Genomic DNA, 19,276 nt, shown 5'->3' with positions numbered 1-19,276 from the left:
GGAGTGTCTGCCTATCGTGGCGGCACACTGAAAGGAGGTGATCCTGAGTTGAGTACCGCCAGGATGCGTGAGGTGGCTGCTCGCTAGAGCGCCGCTGCCTGTAGGCCAAGCGGCGACAGGCGAATCCCCAGCAGTCACCCGGCCCGTGGGCTCGCCGGCACATCCCCGGCGCCACGGCGGTTCGTCCGCCGTGGAGAACGCCCACGGGCCGTCTGCTTCTCCTGCCAGAGCTCTGCGGCTCAGATCAGCCGCTGCAGGTAACCGTTGGTGATCAGCCAGCCGACGTTGATCTTCGCGGGTGCGCCCGGGACCAGGGTGCCGTCCAGCTGGTACTGCCAGCCCAGGCCCGGCTGGTTGAACCAGGGGGCGATCGGGCCGCCGTGCACCTCGAACTCCTTGAGCACCTTGTAGTCGTGGTAGTTGCAGCCGGCCGCCGGAGTGCTGTCCAGGCTCTGCGGCGGGATCGCCCGCCTCGCGTACGCGGTGCCCTCGGGGGCCAGGAACGAGCCGTACTCGCTGCCGTAGCGGTCGATGTCCTGGCCCGGGATGAGCGGCTGGTCGAACTCGATCGGCTGGTTGTTGAAGCCGAGCAGGTAGCCGTTGGCCGGCGGGTACTTCCAGCTGCCGGCGGTGGCGTCGTAGTACTGGGCGAGGAAGGCGGCCTCGCCGGCGCCGCCGGTGCGCCGGTAGCCGCGCAGCTGCCGGCCGACCGGTCCGGTGGTGGGCAGGTCGGCCGGGCCCAGCCGCGCGTCGCCGTTGTGGAAGGCGGCCGAGCACTGGTCGCTGGGGGTGGTGTCGGCGTGCGCGGCCGGGGCGGCGGTGAAGAGCGCGGCGCCCGCGGTCAGGGCGACGAGCAGACGGCTGGACTTGCGTACGGTGATGATCACTCACGCAGGGTAGCGCGCAGGTCAAGGATCTCCGCCGCTTTCAGGCCATGGGCCGTCAGATATCCCTCGGTGCCGCCGTGTTGTTCACGCACCTGGGCCAGCACGCCGGTGATCAGCGCCGCCTCGACCGGGTGGGAGAGCCGGGTCACCCCGTGCACGTCCACCCACTCCTCGGGGCCGTTCAGCAGGCCCAGGCCCTCGTTCGAGAGCAGGAAGTCGGCGACGATCTGCTCCTCGGGCACCTCCAGCAGATCGAGCAGCAGCGCGACCGTGATGCCGGTGCGGTCCCGGCCGACCGCGCAGTGCAGCAGCGCGGGCAGGGCCTCGGGGGCCAGCAGCCCGCGCAGCGCCGCGACCAGGGTGGGGCCGGCGGTGTCGACGATCAGCGGGTAGATCCGGTCGAGCGGGAACCCGTACATGTCCTCGGGCCCGTCCTGCGGCAGGAGCGGAAAGTTGGCCAGATCGACGTCCAGGTCATGGACGCGGTCCGGGTGTTGCACCAGTTCGAGCGGATCGCGCAGGTCGAGCACGGTGCGCAGGCCGAACTTGGCCAGCTGCCGGGCCCCTTCAGCGGTCAGCGTGGCCAGCCCGGCGGAGCGGTAGAGCAGGCCGGGGCGCACCGCGCCGAGTCCGCCGAGGTCACGCAGGTTGCGCAGGCCGGGTATCGCGAGCAGCCGGGATCCGGTCAGGTGTTCGTCCATGGGATGGGACGGTAGCGGTGATGCCGGGTCAGAGCGAGCAGGAATCGGCGTCGTCCGTCGCCCGGGGCCCGCACGGTGCGCAGTTCGCTGCTGATGCCCTGGGCGCCGAGCGCGGCGCGCAGCTCGGCCAGGTGCGGGCAGCGGCGGCTCTCGCCGTCGTGCAGCGGGTGGACCAGCACCTCGCCGCCCGGGGCGGTGACCCGGACCAGCTCGCGCAGCGCGGCCAGCTGGTCCACCGGGGCGAAGCGCTCGGGGTAGGCGAAGAGCAAGTAGGAGCTGAGGGTGAGGGCGAAGCTGGCGTCCGCGAACGGGAGCGCGGGCAGCGCGGCGGCCACGTAGTCGCCGGGGTGGGCGGCCCGGTCGGCGGCGAACAGCGCGCGGGCCCGGTCCCAGCTGCGCAGGTACTTCTCGTACGGGCGGTGGCGGGGCGCCAGGTGGCGCTGCGGCTCGGCGGGCATCGCACGGGCCATGGTGTGCCGGGCGGCCTCGGCGCGCGCCAGCAGTTCGCGGTGCGGCCGGGCGTAGGCGGGGTCCGCGGCCAGCACCCGGCAGCCCAGCGCCCGGGCCTCGGCGACCAGCCCCGCGGCGCCGCCCGGGCAGTCGAGCACCGGGCCCGGCAGCGCGCGCAGCTCGGCGCGGGTCAGGCCGAAGAAGCCGCAGTACTCGTCCAGCGGCCGGGAGGTGATCAGCATCCGGGAGGTGATCAGCATGGACTCAGCCGAACACGGCCGCCCCCACCGCGCATCCCTGAGCGAGCGTCAGGCGGCCAGCAGGGCGGCGGCCGCGCGCCGGGAGACGGCGGTCAGCGCGTGGGTCAGCCCGGCCGCCAGGAGGAGCAGCAGCACGCCGGCCAGCGAGACGCCGGCCACCTGCCAGAAGTGCGTGAGGTAGTAGACGTGGTGCGCCCCGTCCTTGTGGTAGTCGAAGACGCGGTAGCCGGGCCAGCCCACGTAGGTCGGGAAGACCCAGTTGTAGGCGGGCAGCAGCGCCATCGCGAAGCCCGTGGTCCAGAGCGTGACGGTCAGCACGAAGCTGAACACGTGCCAGGGGAACATCAGCAGGTGGTACGCCACCGCCCGCCAACCCGCCAGGTCGGCCAGCTGCGCGGTGATCCGGGCCCAGGCCCCGGGACGGGCGGCGCGCACCGGGGCGGGCCCGGGCAGCCGCCGGCCGAGCAGCCGGGCCACCCGGCCGCGCTCGACCGCGCCGAGCCCCCGGGCGCCGGCCAGCAGCAGCGCGAGCACCGGCAGGCCGAGCGCGGTCACCAGGGTGCCGATGCCGAGCGCCAGGACCGTGACGGTCCAGACGAAGCCGACGACCGCGGTGAAGAGGGAGGCGAAGATGTAACCGACCTCCCGGTGGGTCGCCCGGAGGAACGGGGTGCGCTGCAGCGAGATCGTCGTCGTCATGCGTACCAGCCTGCCGGGGCAAGGGCGGTGGCGGAATGCGGCTGACCTGCGGAGTCGGGGTGGGGTTAACCCCCGGTCGGCCACTCGTCCTCGAGCAGCGAGTACTGCAGCGCGTCGTGCCAGGCGCCGCGCAGGTGGAGATCGTGCCGCAGCCGTCCCTCCAGCTGGAAGCCGAGCTTGCGCAACACCCGGGCGGAGGCCAGGTTCTGCGGGTCCAGCCGGGCGGCCAGCCGGTGCAGGCCCAGGGTGCCGAACCCGAAGTCGCAGAGCAGCCGGGCGATCTCGGTGGCGTAGCCGTGGCCCCAGACGTCGCGGCGCAGCGCGTAGCCGATGAACGCGGCCCGCTGGCTCGCCACGCCTTCCACGCCGAGCACCGCGTTGCCGAGCGGCACGGCGTCCTCGCCCTCCTCGGTCAGCGTGACGGCCAGCCGGTAGACGGTGCGCGGGTCGTTCTCGGCCTCCTCCAGGTAGAGCGCGACCTGGTCGGCGCAGTCCTCCCGGTCGCGCGGCTCGAAGGGCAGGAAACGGGCGGTCTCCGGATCGCCGAAGATCGCGTGCAGGGCGTCGATATCGCGCGGCACGTGGTGGAACTCGCGGACGGTCAGCCTCGGACCGGTGAGCAGGACGGGGTGCATGGCAGGTACGGTAGTGGGCCCGCGAGCGGTTACCGTACCTGCCATGGACCAGGACGACCTGCGGCTCGCACCCCGACCGCACACCGCTGAGCTGCTGCGATGGGCCGAGGAGCAGGGGCTCGCGCCGGTGCCGGAGGCGGCGGTGAACACGGTGCTGACGCTGCTCGAACTGGGTGACGCGCAACTGCGCGACGGCTTTCCCGAACTGACCTCGGCGCTGCTCCAGGAGCTGCTCTACGAGCGGATCCACCTGTACGTGCAGCCGCCCGAGGAGCAGTCGCCGCTCGCCTACGGGGCGGCCGTGCGGCTGCTGATCGACCATCAGCGAGCAGCGAGGCGGCTGAACGCCAAGCGGCAGCAGCGCCTGCACGAGGAGGCCGACTGGCAGGGCGAGCTGCTGGCCGGGCTGCTGCGCCACCCGCACCTGCTGACCTGGCCCCGGCTCTACACCCTGCTGCTGCGCGAGGCCGGGGTGGACACCGACGCGCCGGCGGCGGTGCGCGAGTGGCTCGACGCCTTCCGGGAGCTGGCCGAGCCGGACCGGCTGGCCGCCTTCACCGAGCTGGCCGCGCTGGACCAGCCGGAGGGCCTGGCCGGCTGGACCGAGGGCGTGCTGCTCTCGATCGGGATGGCCACCGACGGCGCCCGGCTGCTGATCGAGAACCGCCTGATGCAGCGCAGCTACCGCAACCTGGCCGGCCGCAACGCCCTGGGCCTGCCGATGCCGGCCGAACTCGCCGGTGACTTCCCCAACTTCGAGGCCACCGTGCAGCAGGAGGCGCTGCGGCTGCTGGGCGAGTGGACCGTCCCCGGGCTGCCCGCACTGCTGCTGACGGAGTACCAGGACCTCGCCCCGGAACCCGGCGCCGCCGAGGTGGACGGCTACATCGTGAAGCGCGGCCTGGCCGAACTCCCGGACATCGGGGACTGGCCGGGCGAGCCGGGCTGAAGCGCCTGCGGGGCCCCGCCGTTACAGCTGCACGCCGTGCGCGCGCAGCCAGCCGGCGGGGTCGACCGGGGCGGCGCCGGCCGGGCGGACCTCCAGGTGCAGCTGCGGGCCGGCGGGCGCGCCGCCCGTCCGCAGGCTCGGGGAGTTGCCGGTGACGCCGATCCGGCCGAGCACGGTGCCGGGGGCGACCGGGCCGGCGGGAACGGTGATCGAGGCGAGGTGGCAGTACCAGAGCTCGGTGCCGTCCGGCAGGGTCTGGATCACCCGGTAGCCGTGGGCCCCGGACCAGCCGGCCGCGCTGACGGTCCCCGCGGTGATCGCGGTGACCGGGGTGCCGGCCGGGGCGGCGAAGTCGAGGCCGGTGTTCAACTGCGCCCAGGGCGAGCCGCCGTGGCCCGTGCCGAGCGTGTAGCCGGCGAGCGGCGGCCGGACGGTCACGGCCTGGGCGGCCGGGGTCTCGCCGACCGGCGTCTCGTCAGCCGGGGTCTCGGCCGGGGCTTCGACGACCGGAGCCTGAGCGGCCGCGGTCGGCGCCTGGGCGGCCGCGTCGGCCGCCGCCGCGAGGGCCTGCTGCGCCGCGCGCTTGGCCGCCGCCTCGTGGGCCGCCTCCAGGCGTGCCGCCTCCTCGGCGGCGGTGCGCCGGGTGTCGGCCTGCTGCTGGATCCGCGCGGCCAGGGCCAGGCCCGGGTCGGCGGTGCCGTCCTGCTCGGTGGCCGCGGTCCCGTCCGGCGCGGTGATCGCGGGGGTGGGCGCGGCGGTCGGGGTGGCCGCGGCAGCGGCGGTGGCGGTCAGGCCGGTGGTGGCGCCGAGGGCGGCGGCCATCGCGGTGACGCCGAGGACCGGAGCGCCGGCCCGCGCCTGGCGGGGCACCCGGTGCCGGGCGGGGTCCGCCGTGACGCCGGGGTGGTCGAGCAGTCCGGTGCCGCTCGCCTCGGTGCGACCCTCCGGAGAGTGCGTCAACGCCACGGGGGCGCGCTCCTTTCCTTCCCTCTCGCCTACCGGGTTAGCTGACGGGTTCGGAGCAGGAAGGTCTCCTACGGTTCGGCCTGGGCTGGTCCAGCCTGGGTCGAGCCGATTCACCCCAAGGAACATGGTTCCCCGGCTCCCGGCCCGGCCCGGGGGCCAGGTCGTGGATTAGGCGACGGCGCACGGTGCCGTTTCGGGTACGGCGTTGCCGACCGCGCTGCGTTATCAAACGTTAATCCCAGGAGCCCGCGATTCCAAGCCCGTTCAGAGTCGATTGTCAGACTCATTTAACGTCATGGTCGCGTCATGACGTACACCCCCGACCCCGTACTCGGGCCGCGAACTGAGTAGTCGTACTCAGGTGCCGGGCACGGGAGTTGGCCATCCTTCAGGCATGACTTCCTCGGTGCAGCCACGAACCACGTCCGCTTATTACCTCCAGGCGATCATCTCCTTCGCGCTCGCTCTCGGCGGGCTCGCGATCGGCATCGCCTATCTGCCGGTGAGCCCCTGGGTGCGGGCCTTCCTCGCACTCGGCCTGCTCTACACGACCACCTCCGCCTTCACCCTCGCCAAAGTGGTCCGCGACCGGCAGGAGGCCGGCGAGATCGTCACCCGGGTCGACCAGGCGCGACTGGAGAAGCTGCTCGCCGAACACGACCCGTTCCGGGTCGAGGGGGCCTGACGAACCCGCCGCGAGAACGGCTGAACGGCTGAACGGCCGAGGAGGACTTGACGGCTAAGGCTATTAGCCATAGCTTTGTAGGTGTCGGCAGGCAGCCGGCACCACCTCTCGGAAGGCCAGGAGGCTCGCCGTGAACGCCACCAGCACCCCGCGGACCCAGTACCTGCAGCTCCCCGGCGGCACCATCGCCTTCGACGACACCGCCGGCGACGGCACCCCGGTGCTGCTGCTGCCCGGCATGCTCGACAGCCGTCGCGAGTACCGGCACCTGCACCCGCTGCTCGCCGCCGCCGGGCACCGGGTGATCACCATGGACCTGCGGGGCTTCGGCGAGTCCTCGATCGCCTGGGACGACTACACCCCCGCCGCCATCGCCGAGGACGCGGTCGCGCTGCTCGACCACCTGGGCATCGCGAAGGCCGTCGTGGTCGGCCACTCCTACACCGGCGCCAGCGTGGTGAAGGTGGCCACCCTGGTCCCCGAGAAGGTGGCCGGTGTCGTCCTGCTGGACGCCTTCATCGAGCAGCCGCCCGCGAACGTGCTGATGCGCGGCCTGGTCCGCGTGTTCGGCGCGGCGCTGATCGCCTTCCCCAGGTTCTGGGGCTACTACCTGAACAAGGTGGCGATGCCCACCAGGAAGCCCGCCGACCACGCGGAGCACGTCGCCGCTCTGGTCGCCGACCTGCGCACTCCCGGCCGCCGGCAGGCCACCCGTGGCTACGCCCTGGGCGACTCCGCGCCGACCGGCTGGACCGTGGGCTTCCACTCCCCCGCGCTGGTGGTGATGGGCAGCAAGGATCCCGACTTCCTGAACCCGCTGCGGGTGGCGGACCGTCAGGCCACCGCGCTGAACGCCCGCAAGGTGATCATCGACGGCGCCGGGCACTACCCGATGTCGGACTCCCCGCAGGCCACCGCCGACGCCCTGCTCCCCTTCCTGGCCGAGGTGGCCTGATGCCCCGCGCCGGACTGACCCCCGACCTCGTGGTCGACCACGCGCTCGCGCTGATCGACACCGACGGACCCGAGGCGCTGACCCTCGCCGCGGTCGCGCTGCGCGCCAAGGTGGCCGCCCCCTCGCTCTACAAGCACGTGCCCGGTGGCCTGGGCGGGCTGCGCCGGCTGGTCGGGATCCGGGTCACCACCGATCTGGCGGCCACCCTGGACGCCGCCATCACCGGCCTGACCGGGGACGCCGCGATCGCCGCCCTGCTGCGCGCCTACCACGGCTACGCGACCGAGTACCCGAACCGCTATGCCGCCCTGCCGCAGAGCCCGGCCACGAGTGACGAGCAGCAGACCGGCGCCTCCGGTGCGCTGATCGGCGCGGTCTTCAAGGTGCTCCAGGGCTACGGGATCGCGGACAGCGAGGCGGTGCACGCGGCCCGCACCGTCCGGGCGGTCCTGCACGGCTTCGCCTCGCTGGTGATCGGCGGGGCCTTCCAGCTGAGCGAGGACCTGACGGTGACTCAGGAGCGACTGATCGCGCTGCTGACCAGCGGCCTGCGGGAGTGGCCCAGGCCGGTCTGACCGGCCGGCCGATCGGACAAGCCGGTCGGACGAGCCGATCAGGCAGACCGATCAGGCAGACCGGTCAGACAGGCAGCCGATCAGCTAAGACTCAGAAAAAGGGACTAAGGTCCCATCCGGTACGGATTCGGGTGACGATCGAGACCGATTCGTCGCCGAACCAGGGTCAGACTGGCCCCCGTCCGGGTAGCAACAGCGGACGGCGCACCACGCCGCACCCCGAGCGCACCCGCGAACCGACCGGCGAAGGACGAGGGCCCATGACGCAGTCGACCAGCGCGCAGCACGCGGCCTGCCAGGCCGCTCCCGCCACGATCCCGGCCCAGCGCGCCACCGACACCCCGCCCGGCACCGGGCACCGCGCCGCCGGTCCCGAGGAGCTGACCGGCTGGCCCGCCGTGCGCCGGAGCCTGGCGATCATCCGCGGCCTGCGCTCGATGGCCACCGTGCCGGCCCGCCCGCAGCCCGGGTACGGGGAGTCGGACGGCCAGTGACGGCCGTCATCCCCGGGATGTAGCCGCTGCCTCCGGCGGATGATGCGCGGCGCGCCGCCGACCTGCGAAGGTACTCCCGTGGGGACTACGGGGAACGGCTGGCTGACCATCGGCCTCGCCACCGTCGCCGCGCTGGCCGGCACGGTCGCCGCGGTGCTCGGGGTGGCGCTGCTGCGGGCCCGGCGACGGCATCGGGCGGCCATCGGGGAGCGGGGCTGGCTGCTCGAACGGGAGCGGGAGAGCGCGGCCCGCAGCGCCGTGGACGCCGAGCGGTCCAGGATCGCCGGCGAGCTGCACGACATCGTCAGCCACAACGTGAGCGTGATGGTGGTCCAGGCCGGCGCGGCCCGCGAGGTGCTGACCGTGCTGCCCGAGGAGGCGGCGACCGCGCTGCGCGCCGTCGAAGGCGCCGGGCGCGACGCGATGACCGAACTGCGGCACCTGCTGGGCCTGCTGGCCCCGGCGGCGGACGGCAGCGACGATCCTGGCCCCGGACCGGCCGGCCTCGCCCCGCAGCCGGGCCTGAGCCGGCTGGGCGCGCTGGTCGACCGGATCGCCTTCGCCGGGCTGCCGGTCGAGGTGCGGATCTCCGGGGAACCCCGGACGCTGCCCGCCGGCGTCGATGTGACGGCGTATCGGATCGTGCAGGAGGCGCTGACCAACGCGCTCAAGCACGGCGACGCGGAGCGGGCCGAGGTGACGGTGCGGTACGCCGACCACTCGCTGCGGGTGGAGGTGCTGAACAGCGGGCCGAGCGTGCTCTCCGGGACCGCCGGCACGGTGCGCCGGGCCCGCGGCGGGGACGGCGCCGGGCGCGGCCTGCTCGGGCTGCGCGAGCGGGTGGCCGTGTACGGCGGGGACCTGGACGCCCGGCGGCGGCTGGGCGGCGGCTACCGGGTCCGGGCGCGGATCCCGCTGGACCGGCCGGAGGAGCTTTCGTGAGCGCGGGAGCAGGAGTGGGAGCGGATGTGAACACGAAGACGGACGTGGGGCTGGACGAGCCGGTGCCGCGGGTGCTGATCGCCGACGACCAGTCCCTGGTCCGCACCGGCTTCCGGCTGATCCTGGCCGCGCGCGGGATCGAGGTGGTCGGCGAGGCCGCCGACGGCGTCGAGGCGGTGGCGGCGGCCCGCCGGCTGCGGCCCGACGTGGTCCTGATGGACATCCGGATGCCCACCATGGACGGGCTGACGGCCGCCCGGCAGGTGCTGGCCGAGGATCCGCGCTGCCGGGTGATCATGCTGACCACCTTCGACCTGGACCAGTACGTGTACGCCGCGCTGTCGCTCGGGGCCAGCGGCTTCCTGCTCAAGGACGTCACCTCGGACCACCTGGTGGCGGCCGTCAAGCTGGTCAGCACCGGCGACGCGCTGCTGGCTCCCTCGATCACCCGGCGCCTGGTCGAGCGCTTCGCCACCGCCGCGAGCCGGGCCGAGCCGCCCCCGGGCACGGCACCCGGGGCGGCACCCTCGGTGCACCGCGACCTCACCCCGCTGACGCCCCGTGAGCTGGAGGTGCTCACGCTGCTCGGCCGGGGCCGCTCCAACGCCGAGCTCGCCCGCGAACTCACGCTCAGCGAAGCCACCGTGAAGACCCACGTGGCCCGGATCTTCGCCAAGCTGGCGCTGCGCGACCGGGCCCAGGCCGTGGTGCTCGCCTACGAGACCGGCCTGATCGCCCCGGGCGACGCGGACGAGTAGCCACAACGGCCAGGCCAGGAAAGGTACTTCGGGCCGGGCTACTTCGGGGCCGGGCTCATCCGGGTGGCGACCGCCAGCCGGTTCCAGGCGTTGATGGTGGCGACGATGGAGATCAGCCGGGCCAGCTCGTTCTCGTCGAACTTGGCGGCCGCCTCCTGGTAGACCGGGTCCGGCACGTGGCCCTCGGTCAGCAGGGTGATCGACTCGGCCAGCGCCAGCGCGGCCCGTTCGCGAGCGGTGTAGTAGGGGGTCTCGCGCCAGGCCGACAGCGCGTGGATCCGGTGCTCGGCCTCGCCCGCCTTGCGAGCATCGGTCACGTGCATGTCGATGCAGAAGGCACAGCCGTTGATCATCGAGGCGCGGATCTTCAGCAGTTCGGCCAGCACCGGGTCGAAGCCCGCCTCGGCGGCCCGGGTGGTGCGGATCATGGCCTGGTAGACGTCCTCGGCCACTGCGGCGAGGGACAGGCGCTGCTCGGGGGCCGGCACGGTCGGCTGTTCGGTCGTGGTCGTCATGGGAACCAGCCTAGGCACCGCGGGGCGCTGCGGGGCGCCCCAACGTGGTGCCCTGGATACCCGTCACCCGCGGTGGGCGCCGAGCCAGAAGAGCAGGTACAGGAAGCCGGCGAAGCCGTGGGCGGCGGCCAGGTAGATGCCCACCCGGATCGCCACCCGGTGGTCGGTGCGCTTGCCGCCGTCGGTGGTGGGGGCGTAGTGCGGTCGGGGGTGCTGAACGGCCATCGGTCGAGCTCCTTCTCCTCGGGGGGTCAGGGAGTACGGGTCGGCACCGGCAGGCAGAGGTCGCCGGCCGGGCTCTGCAACAGGGTGTGCACGAAGAGCAGTTCGACGGCCTCGGCCCCCTCGGCGGCGAACCGGTGCGGGGTGAGCGAGTCGAACTGGGCGCTGTCGCCGGGCTCCAGCAGGTAGCCGGTCTGTCCCAGGGTCAGCCGCAGCCGGCCCCGCGTGACGTGCAGCCACTCCTCGCCGGCGTGCACCCGCACCACGGCGTCCTGCAGGCCCGGCGGGATCCGCACCCGCAACGCCTGCATGGCCAGGCCCGCCACCCCGGCCCGCCGGTAGGCCCAGCCGCCGGTGGTGCCCGGGACGATCTCGCCGCCGCGCACCACGGGGTCGGGCGCGCCGGCCTGCTCACCGAGCAGGCCGGCCACCGTGGCGCCGTAGAGCCGGGCGAGCGAGAGCAGCACCGGCAGCGAGGGCTGCCGGCGGCCGGTCTCCAGGCGCGACAGGTACGCTGGTGAGAGCCCGGCCCGGGCGGCCGCGGCCTCCAGAGTCAGGCGAGCGGCCAGCCGGTGCTCGCGCAGCCGGGCGCCGAGTCCGGGCACTTCGCCCTCGTCAGGTTCGCCGGTGTCGCGGGTCTCGCGACTCTCACTGGTCATGGGACCAGTCCACACCCGCCGTGCCTGCGAGGCAAGAAATGTGCCTCAGAGGCAAAAAGCCCCCGCCGAGGTCACGGCCGCGGGATGTTGCGCAGGTTGCTACGGGCCAGGTCGATCATCCGCCCGACCCCGCCCGACAGCACCGTGCGGCCCGCCGCCAGCGCGAAGCCCTTGAGCTGGGCGGCCGTGATGTGCGGCGGGATGGAGAGCGCGTTGGGGTCGGTCACCACGTCCACCAGCGCGGGCCCCGGGTGCGCCAGCGCCTCGGCCAGCACCTCGCGCACCCGGCCCGGGTCGGTGACCCGCCACCCGGGCACGCCGGCCGCCGTGGCGATCGCCGCGTAGTCCACCTCGCCGTTGTCGATCTCCGCCTCGGGGTAGCCGCTGACCAGCATCTCCAGCTTGATCATGCCGAGCGCGCCGTTGTTGAAGACCACCGTCTTCACCGGCAGCTGGTACTTGGCCACCGTCAGCAGCTCGCCCAGCAGCATCCCGAGCCCGCCGTCGCCGGACATCGACACCACCTGCCGTCCGGGCTCGGCGAGTTGGGCGCCGATCGCGTGCGGCAGCGCGTTGGCCATCGAGCCGTGCAGGAAGGAGCCGATCACCCGGCGCCGCCCGTTCGGGGTCAGGTAGCGGGCCGCCCAGACGTTGTTCATGCCGGTGTCCACGGTGAAGACGGCGTCCTCGGCCGCCACCTCGTCCAGCACCGCGGCCACGTACTCGGGGTGGATCGGCAGGTGCTTGGCGATGTCCCTGGTGTAGGCGCCGACCACCGACTCCAGCGACTTGAGGTGCTTGGCCAGCAGCCCGTCCAGGAAGCGCCGGTCGGTCTTGGGCTTGAGCTCGGGCCGCAGCGCCCGCAGGGTGGCCCGCACGTCCCCGTGCACCGCGAGCTCCAGCGGGGTGCGGCGGCCGAGCCTGGTGGCGTCGTGGTCGATCTGCACGGTGCGGGCCCGTGGCAGGAAGGAGTCGTAGGGGAAGTCGGTGCCGAGCAGCAGCACCAGGTCCGCCTCGTGCAGCGCCTCGTGGCAGGCACCGTAGCCGAGCAGGCCGCTCATCCCGACGTCGTACGGATTGTCGTACTGGATCCACTCCTTGCCGCGCAGCGAGTGCCCGACCGGCGCGAGCAGCGTGCCGGCCAGCTCCATCACCTCGGCGTGCGCGCCACGCACCCCGGCGCCGGCGAAGACGGCGACCGTCCCGGCCTCGTTCAACAGCCGGGCCAGCTCGGCGACCTGGCCGGGCGGCGGGGTGAGCACGCCGCGCTCGGTGAGGAAGCCGCCGCTCCCGGTGGGGTGGGCGGCCGGCAGCGCGGCCACGTCGCCGGGGAAGACCAGCACCGAGACACCCCGCGCACCCAGCGCGTGCTGGACCGCGACCCGCATCAGCCGGGGCAGTTGGGCCGGGGTGGAGACCATCTCGCAGAAGCCGCTGCAGTCCGCGAAGACCCGCTCGGGGTGGGTCTCCTGGAAGAAACCGGTGCCGATCTGCGCGGACGGGATGTGCGAGGCGAGCGCGAGCACCGGCAGCCCGCTGCGCTGGGCGTCGTAGAGGCCCTGGATCAGGTGGGTGTTGCCGGGGCCGCAGGAGCCGGCGCAGACCGCGAGCCGCCCGGTCAGCTCGGCCTCGGCGGCAGCCGCGAAGGCGCCCGCCTCCTCGTTGCGCACGTGCACCCAGGAGATCCCCTCGGCCCGGCGGATCGCGTCCACCACCGGATTCAGGCTGTCGCCCACCACCCCGTAGACCCGCTCCACCCCGGCCTGCCGGAGCACCTCGACCATCTGCTCGGCCACACTGCTCGCCACCACGCGCTGCCCCTCTCCGGTGATCCCGGGCGGCGCGCGCCGCCGGGCTGATCAAGTGTCAGCCCGGCCGCGCCATCTGGCTACTTGAACCGCGCCCGCTACTCCGCGGCCAGGTGCTCCCCCGCCAGCGCCGAGGCGATGATCGGGCCGGCCTGCGGTGCCCGGCGGGCCGGCTCGCGCCCGGGCGGCTGGGTCGGGCGCTCGCCGGCCGGCGGGTTGAGGGTCGGGCGCCGCAGCGGAGCGCCGACCTCCACCCAGAGCTCCTCGCCGTCGTGCGCCACCCGCAGCTTGTCGCCCTCGCGCAGGGTGTAGGTGGTCTCCTCGTGGGTGATCTCCACCTTCAGCAGGTGGTGGCGCACCCGCATCGAGAAGCCCAGCCGGGACAGGCCCGCGGGCAGCCTGGGGCGGAAGGCGAGCGACTCGCCGTGGTCGCGCATCCCGCCGAAACCCGCCACCAGCGCGATGCAGGCACCGGCCAGCGAGGCCATGTGCAGTCCGTCGCGGGTGTTGCCGCCCAGGTCGTGCAGGTCCATCAGGGCGGCCTCGGCGGTGTAGTCGTAGGCCAGGTCGAGCTGGCCCACCTCGGCCGCCATCACGGCCTGGGTGCAGGCCGAGAGCGAGGAGTCGCGCACCGTCAGGCGCTCGTAGTAGGTGAAGTTGCGGGCCTTCTGCTCGGGCGTGAAGGCATCGCCCCTTATCTGCATCGCGAGCACCAGGTCGGCCTGCTTGACCACCTGCTTGCGGTACAGGTCGAAGTACGGGAAGTGCAGCAGCAGCGGGTACTTCTCCTGCGGGGTGTTCTCGAAGTCCCAGACCTGGTGGTCGGTGAAGCCGTCCGCCTGCGGGTGGACGCCGAGCTTCTCGTCGTACGGGATGTACATCGCCTTGGCCGCGTCGCGCCAGGCGGCGGTCTCCTCGGTGTCCACCCCGAGCGCGGCGGCCTCCAACTGGTGGCGGCCCACCGCCTCGGCGGCCGCCTTCAGGTTGCTCTGCGCCATCAGGTTGGTGAAGACGTTGTTGTCGGCGACCGCGCTGTACTCGTCGGGTCCGGTGACGCCCTCGATCCGGAACCGCCCCTGCGCGTCGTGGTGGCCGAGCGAGCGCCACATCCGAGCGGTCTCGACCAGCAGCTCCAGGCCGTAGCCGCGCTCGAAGTCGAGGTCCCCGGTGGCCCGGACGTAACGGACCACGGCGACCGCGATGTCCGCTCCTATGTGGAAGGCCGCGGTGCCGGCCGGCCAGTAGCCCGAGCACTCCTCGCCGCGGATCGTCCGCCACGGGAACACCGCGCCGGCCAGGCCCAGTTGGCCGGCCCGCTCGCGGGCCAGCGGCAGCGTGCTGTGCCGCCAGCGCAGCGCCTGGGCGACCGCGCCCGGCACGCTGTAGGTGAGCACCGGGAGCACGAAGGTCTCGGTGTCCCAGAAGCTGTGCCCGTCGTACCCGGGACCGGTCAACCCCTTGGCCGGGATGGCCCGTTCCTCGCTGCGCGCGGAGGCCTGCAGCACGTGGAAGAGCGCGAACCGGACCGCCTGCTGGAGTTCGACGTCACCGTCGATCTCGATGTCGCTGGAGTCCCAGAAGTCGCCCAGGAACTCCTTCTGCTCGGCCACCAGGCCGTCCCAGCCGGAGTAGCGGGCGGCGGTGATCGCCGCCTCCACCTGGTCGCGCACGGCCGGCAGCGAGCGGGTGGCCGACCAGCCGTAGCCGATGAACTTGGTGACCCGCAGCCGCTCGCCGGGCTGCAGCACGGTGGTGGCGCTGACCCGGGCCTGGTCGTGCTGGTCCTCCGAGGTGACGCTGATGCCGTCGGGCCCCTCGATCACGTGGTCCATGCCGGCCGCGATCCGCAGCCCGCTGTACCGGGTGCGGTGCACCAAGGTGGCCTTGGTGCCGTGCGCGTGGTGCGCCTCGGTGACCAGCGGCGCCTCCAGCACGGCCGCGGCCCGCGGGTCGCCCTCACCGCCCAGCGGCAGTTGCTCGTTGGCGACCAGCTCGGACTGGACCACGATCCGGACCGGACCGTCGACCGCCTCGACCTCGTACTGCACCGCGGCGATCGCCCGCTGGGTGAGCGAGACCAGCCGGGCCGAATGGATCTTGACGGTCCGCCCCGCCGGCGAGGTCCACTCGGCCTCGCGCCGCAGCACGCCCTCGCGGAAGTCCAGCGAGCGGCGGTGGCCGCGCAGTTCGCCGTACCGCAGGTCGAACGGCTCGTCGTCGACCAGCAGCCGGATCAGCTTGCCGTTGGTGACGTTGATGACGCTCTGTCCGGACTCCGGATAGCCGTAGCCGCCCTCCGGGTAGGGCAGCGGGCGCAGCTCGAAGACACCGTTGAGATAGGTGCCGGGCAGGCCGTGCGGCTCGCCCTCGTCCAGGTTGCCGCGCAGGCCGATGTGGCCGTTGGAGAGCGCGAAGACGGATTCCGTGCGGGCCAGGCCCGCCAGGTCAAGTCGGTGTTCGGTGACGCTCCACGGATCGACCGCGAAGCCCTCCTGTGCGGTCACTGCGCCGCCCCCTCGATCAGTTCGGACAGGTCGTCCACCACGAGATCCGCGCCGTTCGCCAGCAGGGCCGCGCGCTGGCCGGTCCGGTTGACCCCGACCACCGCCCCGAAGCCCCCCGCCCGACCGGAGGCCACTCCGGCGAGCGCGTCCTCGAAGACCGCCGCGTCCTTGGGTTCCACGCCCAGGGCCGTGGCGGCGGCCAGGTAGGTGTCGGGAGCCGGCTTGCCGGGCAGGCCCTCGCGCTTGGCCGTCTGGCCGTCGATCACGACGTCGAAGAGGCCGTCGATGCCCGCTGCCTTGAGCACGTCACGGCAGTTGGCGGAGGAGGAGACCACCGCCCTGGGCAGGCCGAGCACCCGCAGCCGGTGCAGGTACTCCACCGAGCCCGCGTACGGCTGGACGCCCTGCTCCCGGATCAGGCGCAGCACCAGATCGTTCTTGGTGGTGCTGAGACCGTACAGGCTGCGGGTGCCGGGCGGGTCGGCTTCGCCGCCTTCCGGCAGCTCGATCGAGCGCGATTCCAGGAAGGTCCTGGTGCCGTCCAGGCGCGGTCGGCCGTCCACATAGCGGTCGTAGTCCTCGACCGGGTCGAACGGCACGAACTCGTCGCCGGTGCGGCGGGCTTCCTCGCGCAGGAAGTCGTCGAACATCGCCTTCCAGGCGGCGGCGTGCACTTTGGCGGTCTGCGTCAGCACGCCGTCGAGGTCGAAGAGGTAGGCACGGATGTGGTCGGGTAGCCCCAGCATGGTTGCAGTCTGGACCAGAACGCTCGACTGCGGGTCGAATTCGGGCGGCGCGTCGTACAGCGTTCAATCGGCGGGTCGGGGTTGTCCGGATCTCGCTCGGCTCGGGCTTCGCCCGGCTGCTGTTCAGCCGATCTGGCGGGCTCGGCCGCGCAGCTGGTCGGCCAACTCGCGCCAGCCCTCGGCGCATTCCAGAGCCAGGTCGGCCACCACCGGGAGCAGGTGCGGCGGGATGTCCTGGAGTTCGCGCTCGGCCGCGCTGACCGCGAACAGCCGGCGCTGCAGCCAGAGCAGCAGGGCCCGGCCGTGGTCGGTGAAGCGCAGCGAGGGGTCGCGGCGCAGCACGGCGAGGCGGGCGAAGGCCGTGGCTGTGCCGGCGGGGGCGACGGCGGGGACCGGGTAGCCGCCCGGCAGGCGGCGCTGGGCGAGCCGGCGGATCGGCTCCGGCTGCGCCGGGGGCGTGGGCGCCGTGGCGGGGCGCGGCTGCGGGCGGACGGCGGCGGGCACCGGGGCCGGGATCCGGGCCGGCATCCGCGCCGGGGCGGCAGTGCGGGCGGGCGCGGGCGGCCCAGCCGGCGCCTCGGCGCGCGCGGGCAGCGCCGGGTCGCCCCGGTCCACCCGGCTGCGCACCCCGTGTGCCGTCCCCAGCGAGACGCCGGCCGCCTGGGCGATCTCCCGCAGCGAGGCCCCCGGGCGCTCGCTGATCACCTTGAGCACCCGGCGCCGCCCCTCGTCCGGATTGACCGGGCGCAGCCGCCCGTCCCGGCCGACCCGGGCGCCGGACTGCGCCCCGGCGGAGCGGCGGCGGATCTGTCCGACCGTCTTCGCGGAGAGCCCGACGTGCTGCGCGATCGAGCGGTCCGAGCGCTCGGGCCGGCTCCTGACGATCCGTTCGGCCGCCGCCTTGCGCTCGGCGGCCGAGAGCGGCAGGCCGCCGGTCAGGTTGGCCGCCACCGCGCGGATGAAGGCGGCCTCCGCCGGCCCGTCGACGTACTCGACGGCGATCGTCAGCTCGCCGCGCAGGGCGGCGGCGTGCAGCCGGTGCGCCCCGTCGACCACCCGCATGGTGGGGCGGTGCACCAGGATCGGCGGCAGTTCGACGTCCAGCGCCGCGAGGCGGGCGGCGTGCGCCTCGTCCAGCGGTGTGAAGCGTGGGGAGTCCCCGGGGCGCACCGCGGCCAGCGGGAGGCGGCCGCCGTCCGGCACCGCCTGCAGTTCCGTCGCAGTCGCCCGGGCGGGTGCGGGCCAGAGCGATTCCGTCGCCGATTCACCGATACCGCTGGTCACGATGCCGACCCCCTTCTCGATCTTTTTTCGATCAGTTTCCCGGTCAGTTCCCGGTCAGTTTCTCGATCAGTTCCCGGCTGCTCGGGACATCGCCCGGGATATCGCTCGGCGGCACCCGTGCCATTCCGGCAGCGCCCGCCCTGACCTGCCGCGCTCGGTCACCGACGAAGGGCCGCAGGGCAGCTGACGAATCATTCGTTCGTCATCAACGCGGCCGCGCGTTCGCCCGATTCCCGCGCGGCGGCACTCCCGGATACCTCTTTCGAGGTAGCCCCCCGAATGCGTGTGGCGCACCGCTGTGCGCAGCGGCGGCCGCACCGCAGGTCCGGTGGCCGGGCCACCCCGCCCGGCGCGTACGGTGGGCAGCAGCCGGCCCGAACCCGCAAGGAGCTCACCCCCGATGACCACGCAAGCCGTCGCACCCGCCGAGCCGCTGGTGCTGGCCCGGACGGACGGCCGGATCGGCCGGCTCACCCTCAACCGCCCCCGCGCGATCAACGCGCTCAACCACGCCATGGTCAGCGCGCTGCACGAGCAGCTCACCAGCTGGGCCGACGACCCGGCGGTGGCCGCCGTGGTGATCACCGGCGCCGGCGAGCGCGGCCTGTGCGCGGGCGGGGACATCCGCTTCTTCCACGACGACGCCAAGCTCGGCGGCGCGGCCGCCCGGGCCTTCTTCCGCGCCGAGTACCGGCTCAACCACCTCGTCGCCCGCTACCCGAAGCCGTACGTGGCCGTGATGGACGGCCTGGTGCTGGGCGGCGGGGTCGGGATATCGGCGCACGGCTCGGTGCGCGTGGTCACCGAGCGCTCGGCCGTCGGCATGCCGGAGACCACGATCGGCTTCGTGCCGGACGTCGGCGGCAGCTGGCTGCTCGCGCGCGCCCCCGGCGAGTTGGGCACCCATCTGGCGCTGACCGCCGGGCAACTGACCGCCGCCGACGCGCTGTACTGCGGCTTCGCCGACCACTTCGTGCGCACCGAACGGCTCGCGGAGTTCACCGAGGCCCTGGCGGTGCTCGAACCGGCCGAGGCGGTACGGCGGTTCGCCACCGACGCCGGGCCGGCGCCGCTGGCCGAGCAGCGGGAGTGGATCGACGAGTGCTACGCCGCCGACTCGGTGGAACAGATCGTGGCGCGACTGCTCGCCGTCTCGGTGCCCGAGGCCAAGGAGGCCGCCGAGCTGATCGGCGCCAAGTCGCCGACCGCGCTCACGGTGACCCTGGCCGCGCTCCGCCGGGCCCGCGAACTGCCCTCGCTGGCGGCCGCGCTCGACCAGGAGTACCGGGTCTCACTGGCCGGGCTGAGCTCGCCGGACTTCGTCGAGGGCATCCGGGCCCAGGTGATCGACAAGGACCGCGACCCGCACTGGTCCCCGGCCACCCTGGCCGAGGTGACGCCGGCCGAGGTGGCGCGGCACTTCGCGCCGCTCGGGACGGACGAGGAACTCGGGCTGGCCTGAGCGGCGCGGGCCGCCGGTGGCGGGGTGGCCGGTGGCGGAGTGGCCGTTCCTGGGAGTTCGCTTCGTGGTCGGAGACGTGGTGGCGGCGCGAGGGTGAACAGTGGCTCCGAAAGGGACTTC

General features: G+C 73.7%; 21 protein-coding genes and 1 riboswitch. Of the genes, 8 read left to right on the top strand and 13 right to left on the bottom strand.

Translation table 11 applies throughout. From position 1 onward, the window contains the following. Window positions 1-239: 239 nt before the first annotated feature. The 5 genes from P3T41_RS31875 to P3T41_RS31855 form a co-directional block, all read right to left on the bottom strand. Window positions 240-887, bottom strand: coding sequence for a TNT domain-containing protein (locus P3T41_RS31875; RefSeq protein ID WP_280694071.1), 648 nt, complete (start codon window positions 885-887; stop codon window positions 240-242). Then, window positions 884-1,588: a tyrosine-protein phosphatase gene (locus tag P3T41_RS31870; RefSeq protein ID WP_280694070.1), complete on the bottom strand. Its 705-nt coding sequence runs from the start codon at window positions 1,586-1,588 to the stop codon at window positions 884-886. Before P3T41_RS31870 ends, P3T41_RS31875 begins: the two co-directional genes overlap by 4 nt. Further along, window positions 1,573-2,298: a methyltransferase domain-containing protein gene (locus P3T41_RS31865; protein WP_280694069.1), complete on the bottom strand. Its 726-nt coding sequence runs from the start codon at window positions 2,296-2,298 to the stop codon at window positions 1,573-1,575. Before P3T41_RS31865 ends, P3T41_RS31870 begins: the two co-directional genes overlap by 16 nt. Before the next feature lie 48 nt (window positions 2,299-2,346). Next, window positions 2,347-2,997, bottom strand: coding sequence for a sensor domain-containing protein (locus tag P3T41_RS31860; RefSeq protein WP_280694068.1), 651 nt, complete (start codon window positions 2,995-2,997; stop codon window positions 2,347-2,349). Between the two features lie 65 nt (window positions 2,998-3,062). Then, a complete protein-coding gene (locus tag P3T41_RS31855) occupies window positions 3,063-3,632 on the bottom strand; it encodes a GNAT family protein (protein WP_280694067.1) in 570 nt (189 codons plus the stop codon). 43 nt (window positions 3,633-3,675) lie between these two features. On the opposite strand from P3T41_RS31855, the gene P3T41_RS31850 reads away from it, so the two are divergent. After that, complete coding sequence (locus tag P3T41_RS31850) at window positions 3,676-4,581, top strand: hypothetical protein (protein WP_280694066.1); 906 nt, start codon at window positions 3,676-3,678, stop codon at window positions 4,579-4,581. Window positions 4,582-4,602: 21 nt separating this feature from the next. On the opposite strand, the gene P3T41_RS31845 is transcribed toward P3T41_RS31850, so the two are convergent. Continuing rightward, a complete protein-coding gene (locus tag P3T41_RS31845) occupies window positions 4,603-5,547 on the bottom strand; it encodes a M23 family metallopeptidase (RefSeq protein WP_280694065.1) in 945 nt (314 codons plus the stop codon). An 11-nt stretch (window positions 5,548-5,558) separates the two neighbouring features. Next, window positions 5,559-5,732: riboswitch (cyclic di-AMP (ydaO/yuaA leader) on the bottom strand. 209 nt (window positions 5,733-5,941) lie between these two features. On the opposite strand from P3T41_RS31845, the gene P3T41_RS31840 reads away from it, so the two are divergent. From P3T41_RS31840 to P3T41_RS31815, 6 genes are all read left to right on the top strand, one after another. Further along, window positions 5,942-6,232 carry a YiaA/YiaB family inner membrane protein gene (locus P3T41_RS31840; protein WP_280694064.1) on the top strand — a complete coding sequence of 97 codons (291 nt, stop codon included), beginning with the start codon at window positions 5,942-5,944 and terminating at the stop codon, window positions 6,230-6,232. A 130-nt stretch (window positions 6,233-6,362) separates the two neighbouring features. Further along, the gene (locus tag P3T41_RS31835; protein ID WP_280694063.1) at window positions 6,363-7,187 is read left to right on the top strand and encodes an alpha/beta hydrolase; all 825 of its coding nucleotides are present in this window, start codon (window positions 6,363-6,365) and stop codon (window positions 7,185-7,187) included. After that, the gene (locus tag P3T41_RS31830) at window positions 7,187-7,762 is read left to right on the top strand and encodes a TetR-like C-terminal domain-containing protein (protein WP_280694062.1); all 576 of its coding nucleotides are present in this window, start codon (window positions 7,187-7,189) and stop codon (window positions 7,760-7,762) included. Before P3T41_RS31835 ends, P3T41_RS31830 begins: the two co-directional genes overlap by 1 nt. A 260-nt stretch (window positions 7,763-8,022) precedes the next feature. Continuing rightward, window positions 8,023-8,256, top strand: coding sequence for a hypothetical protein (locus P3T41_RS31825; protein WP_280694061.1), 234 nt, complete (start codon window positions 8,023-8,025; stop codon window positions 8,254-8,256). A gap of 78 nt (window positions 8,257-8,334) precedes the next feature. Beyond that, window positions 8,335-9,198: a histidine kinase gene (locus P3T41_RS31820; protein WP_280694060.1), complete on the top strand. Its 864-nt coding sequence runs from the start codon at window positions 8,335-8,337 to the stop codon at window positions 9,196-9,198. A gap of 44 nt (window positions 9,199-9,242) precedes the next feature. After that, window positions 9,243-9,956: a response regulator transcription factor gene (locus tag P3T41_RS31815; protein ID WP_280694100.1), complete on the top strand. Its 714-nt coding sequence runs from the start codon at window positions 9,243-9,245 to the stop codon at window positions 9,954-9,956. A gap of 38 nt (window positions 9,957-9,994) precedes the next feature. Here the strand turns inward: P3T41_RS31815 and P3T41_RS31810 are convergent, their stop codons facing one another. The 7 genes from P3T41_RS31810 to P3T41_RS31780 all read right to left on the bottom strand — a co-directional run bounded on the left by P3T41_RS31810 (window position 9,995) and on the right by P3T41_RS31780 (window position 17,694). Further along, window positions 9,995-10,471 (bottom strand): carboxymuconolactone decarboxylase family protein, encoded by a 477-nt coding sequence (locus P3T41_RS31810; protein WP_280694059.1) that lies wholly within the window; start codon window positions 10,469-10,471, stop codon window positions 9,995-9,997. Window positions 10,472-10,534: 63 nt separating this feature from the next. Further along, window positions 10,535-10,696 carry a DUF6126 family protein gene (locus tag P3T41_RS31805; RefSeq protein ID WP_184943636.1) on the bottom strand — a complete coding sequence of 54 codons (162 nt, stop codon included), beginning with the start codon at window positions 10,694-10,696 and terminating at the stop codon, window positions 10,535-10,537. Between the two features lie 26 nt (window positions 10,697-10,722). After that, window positions 10,723-11,352 carry an XRE family transcriptional regulator gene (locus P3T41_RS31800; protein ID WP_280694058.1) on the bottom strand — a complete coding sequence of 210 codons (630 nt, stop codon included), beginning with the start codon at window positions 11,350-11,352 and terminating at the stop codon, window positions 10,723-10,725. A 71-nt stretch (window positions 11,353-11,423) separates the two neighbouring features. Further along, complete coding sequence (locus tag P3T41_RS31795) at window positions 11,424-13,163, bottom strand: pyruvate dehydrogenase (protein WP_280694057.1); 1,740 nt, start codon at window positions 13,161-13,163, stop codon at window positions 11,424-11,426. Window positions 13,164-13,258: 95 nt separating this feature from the next. Then, window positions 13,259-15,664 (bottom strand): glycosyl hydrolase family 65 protein, encoded by a 2,406-nt coding sequence (locus tag P3T41_RS31790; protein WP_280694056.1) that lies wholly within the window; start codon window positions 15,662-15,664, stop codon window positions 13,259-13,261. Next, a complete protein-coding gene (locus P3T41_RS31785; RefSeq protein ID WP_280694055.1) occupies window positions 15,661-16,410 on the bottom strand; it encodes a beta-phosphoglucomutase family hydrolase in 750 nt (249 codons plus the stop codon). Before P3T41_RS31785 ends, P3T41_RS31790 begins: the two co-directional genes overlap by 4 nt. A 123-nt stretch (window positions 16,411-16,533) precedes the next feature. Then, the gene (locus P3T41_RS31780) at window positions 16,534-17,694 is read right to left on the bottom strand and encodes a hypothetical protein (protein WP_280694054.1); all 1,161 of its coding nucleotides are present in this window, start codon (window positions 17,692-17,694) and stop codon (window positions 16,534-16,536) included. 400 nt (window positions 17,695-18,094) lie between these two features. Between P3T41_RS31780 and P3T41_RS31775 the strand changes: the two genes are divergently transcribed. Then, a complete protein-coding gene (locus P3T41_RS31775; RefSeq protein WP_280694053.1) occupies window positions 18,095-19,156 on the top strand; it encodes an enoyl-CoA hydratase/isomerase family protein in 1,062 nt (353 codons plus the stop codon). Window positions 19,157-19,276: the final 120 nt, after the last annotated feature.

Origin of the sequence: Kitasatospora sp. GAS204B, from assembly GCF_029892155.1 — a bacterium.
Lineage (GTDB): Bacteria > Actinomycetota > Actinomycetes > Streptomycetales > Streptomycetaceae > Kitasatospora.
This window is presented reverse-complemented; position numbering and strand designations above follow the sequence as displayed.

Coding starts and splice junctions, on each gene's coding strand:
- P3T41_RS31865 (WP_280694069.1), bottom strand. CDS start 2,298: ATGCTGATCACCTCCCGGATGCTGATCACCTCCCGGCCGCTGGACGAG.
- P3T41_RS31805 (WP_184943636.1), bottom strand. CDS start 10,696: ATGGCCGTTCAGCACCCCCGACCGCACTACGCCCCCACCACCGACGGC.
- P3T41_RS31810 (WP_280694059.1), bottom strand. CDS start 10,471: ATGACGACCACGACCGAACAGCCGACCGTGCCGGCCCCCGAGCAGCGC.
- P3T41_RS31775 (WP_280694053.1), top strand. CDS start 18,095: ATGACCACGCAAGCCGTCGCACCCGCCGAGCCGCTGGTGCTGGCCCGG.
- P3T41_RS31830 (WP_280694062.1), top strand. CDS start 7,187: ATGCCCCGCGCCGGACTGACCCCCGACCTCGTGGTCGACCACGCGCTC.
- P3T41_RS31855 (WP_280694067.1), bottom strand. CDS start 3,632: ATGCACCCCGTCCTGCTCACCGGTCCGAGGCTGACCGTCCGCGAGTTC.
- P3T41_RS31850 (WP_280694066.1), top strand. CDS start 3,676: ATGGACCAGGACGACCTGCGGCTCGCACCCCGACCGCACACCGCTGAG.
- P3T41_RS31785 (WP_280694055.1), bottom strand. CDS start 16,410: ATGCTGGGGCTACCCGACCACATCCGTGCCTACCTCTTCGACCTCGAC.
- P3T41_RS31800 (WP_280694058.1), bottom strand. CDS start 11,352: ATGACCAGTGAGAGTCGCGAGACCCGCGACACCGGCGAACCTGACGAG.
- P3T41_RS31825 (WP_280694061.1), top strand. CDS start 8,023: ATGACGCAGTCGACCAGCGCGCAGCACGCGGCCTGCCAGGCCGCTCCC.
- P3T41_RS31840 (WP_280694064.1), top strand. CDS start 5,942: ATGACTTCCTCGGTGCAGCCACGAACCACGTCCGCTTATTACCTCCAG.
- P3T41_RS31860 (WP_280694068.1), bottom strand. CDS start 2,997: ATGACGACGACGATCTCGCTGCAGCGCACCCCGTTCCTCCGGGCGACC.
- P3T41_RS31870 (WP_280694070.1), bottom strand. CDS start 1,588: ATGGACGAACACCTGACCGGATCCCGGCTGCTCGCGATACCCGGCCTG.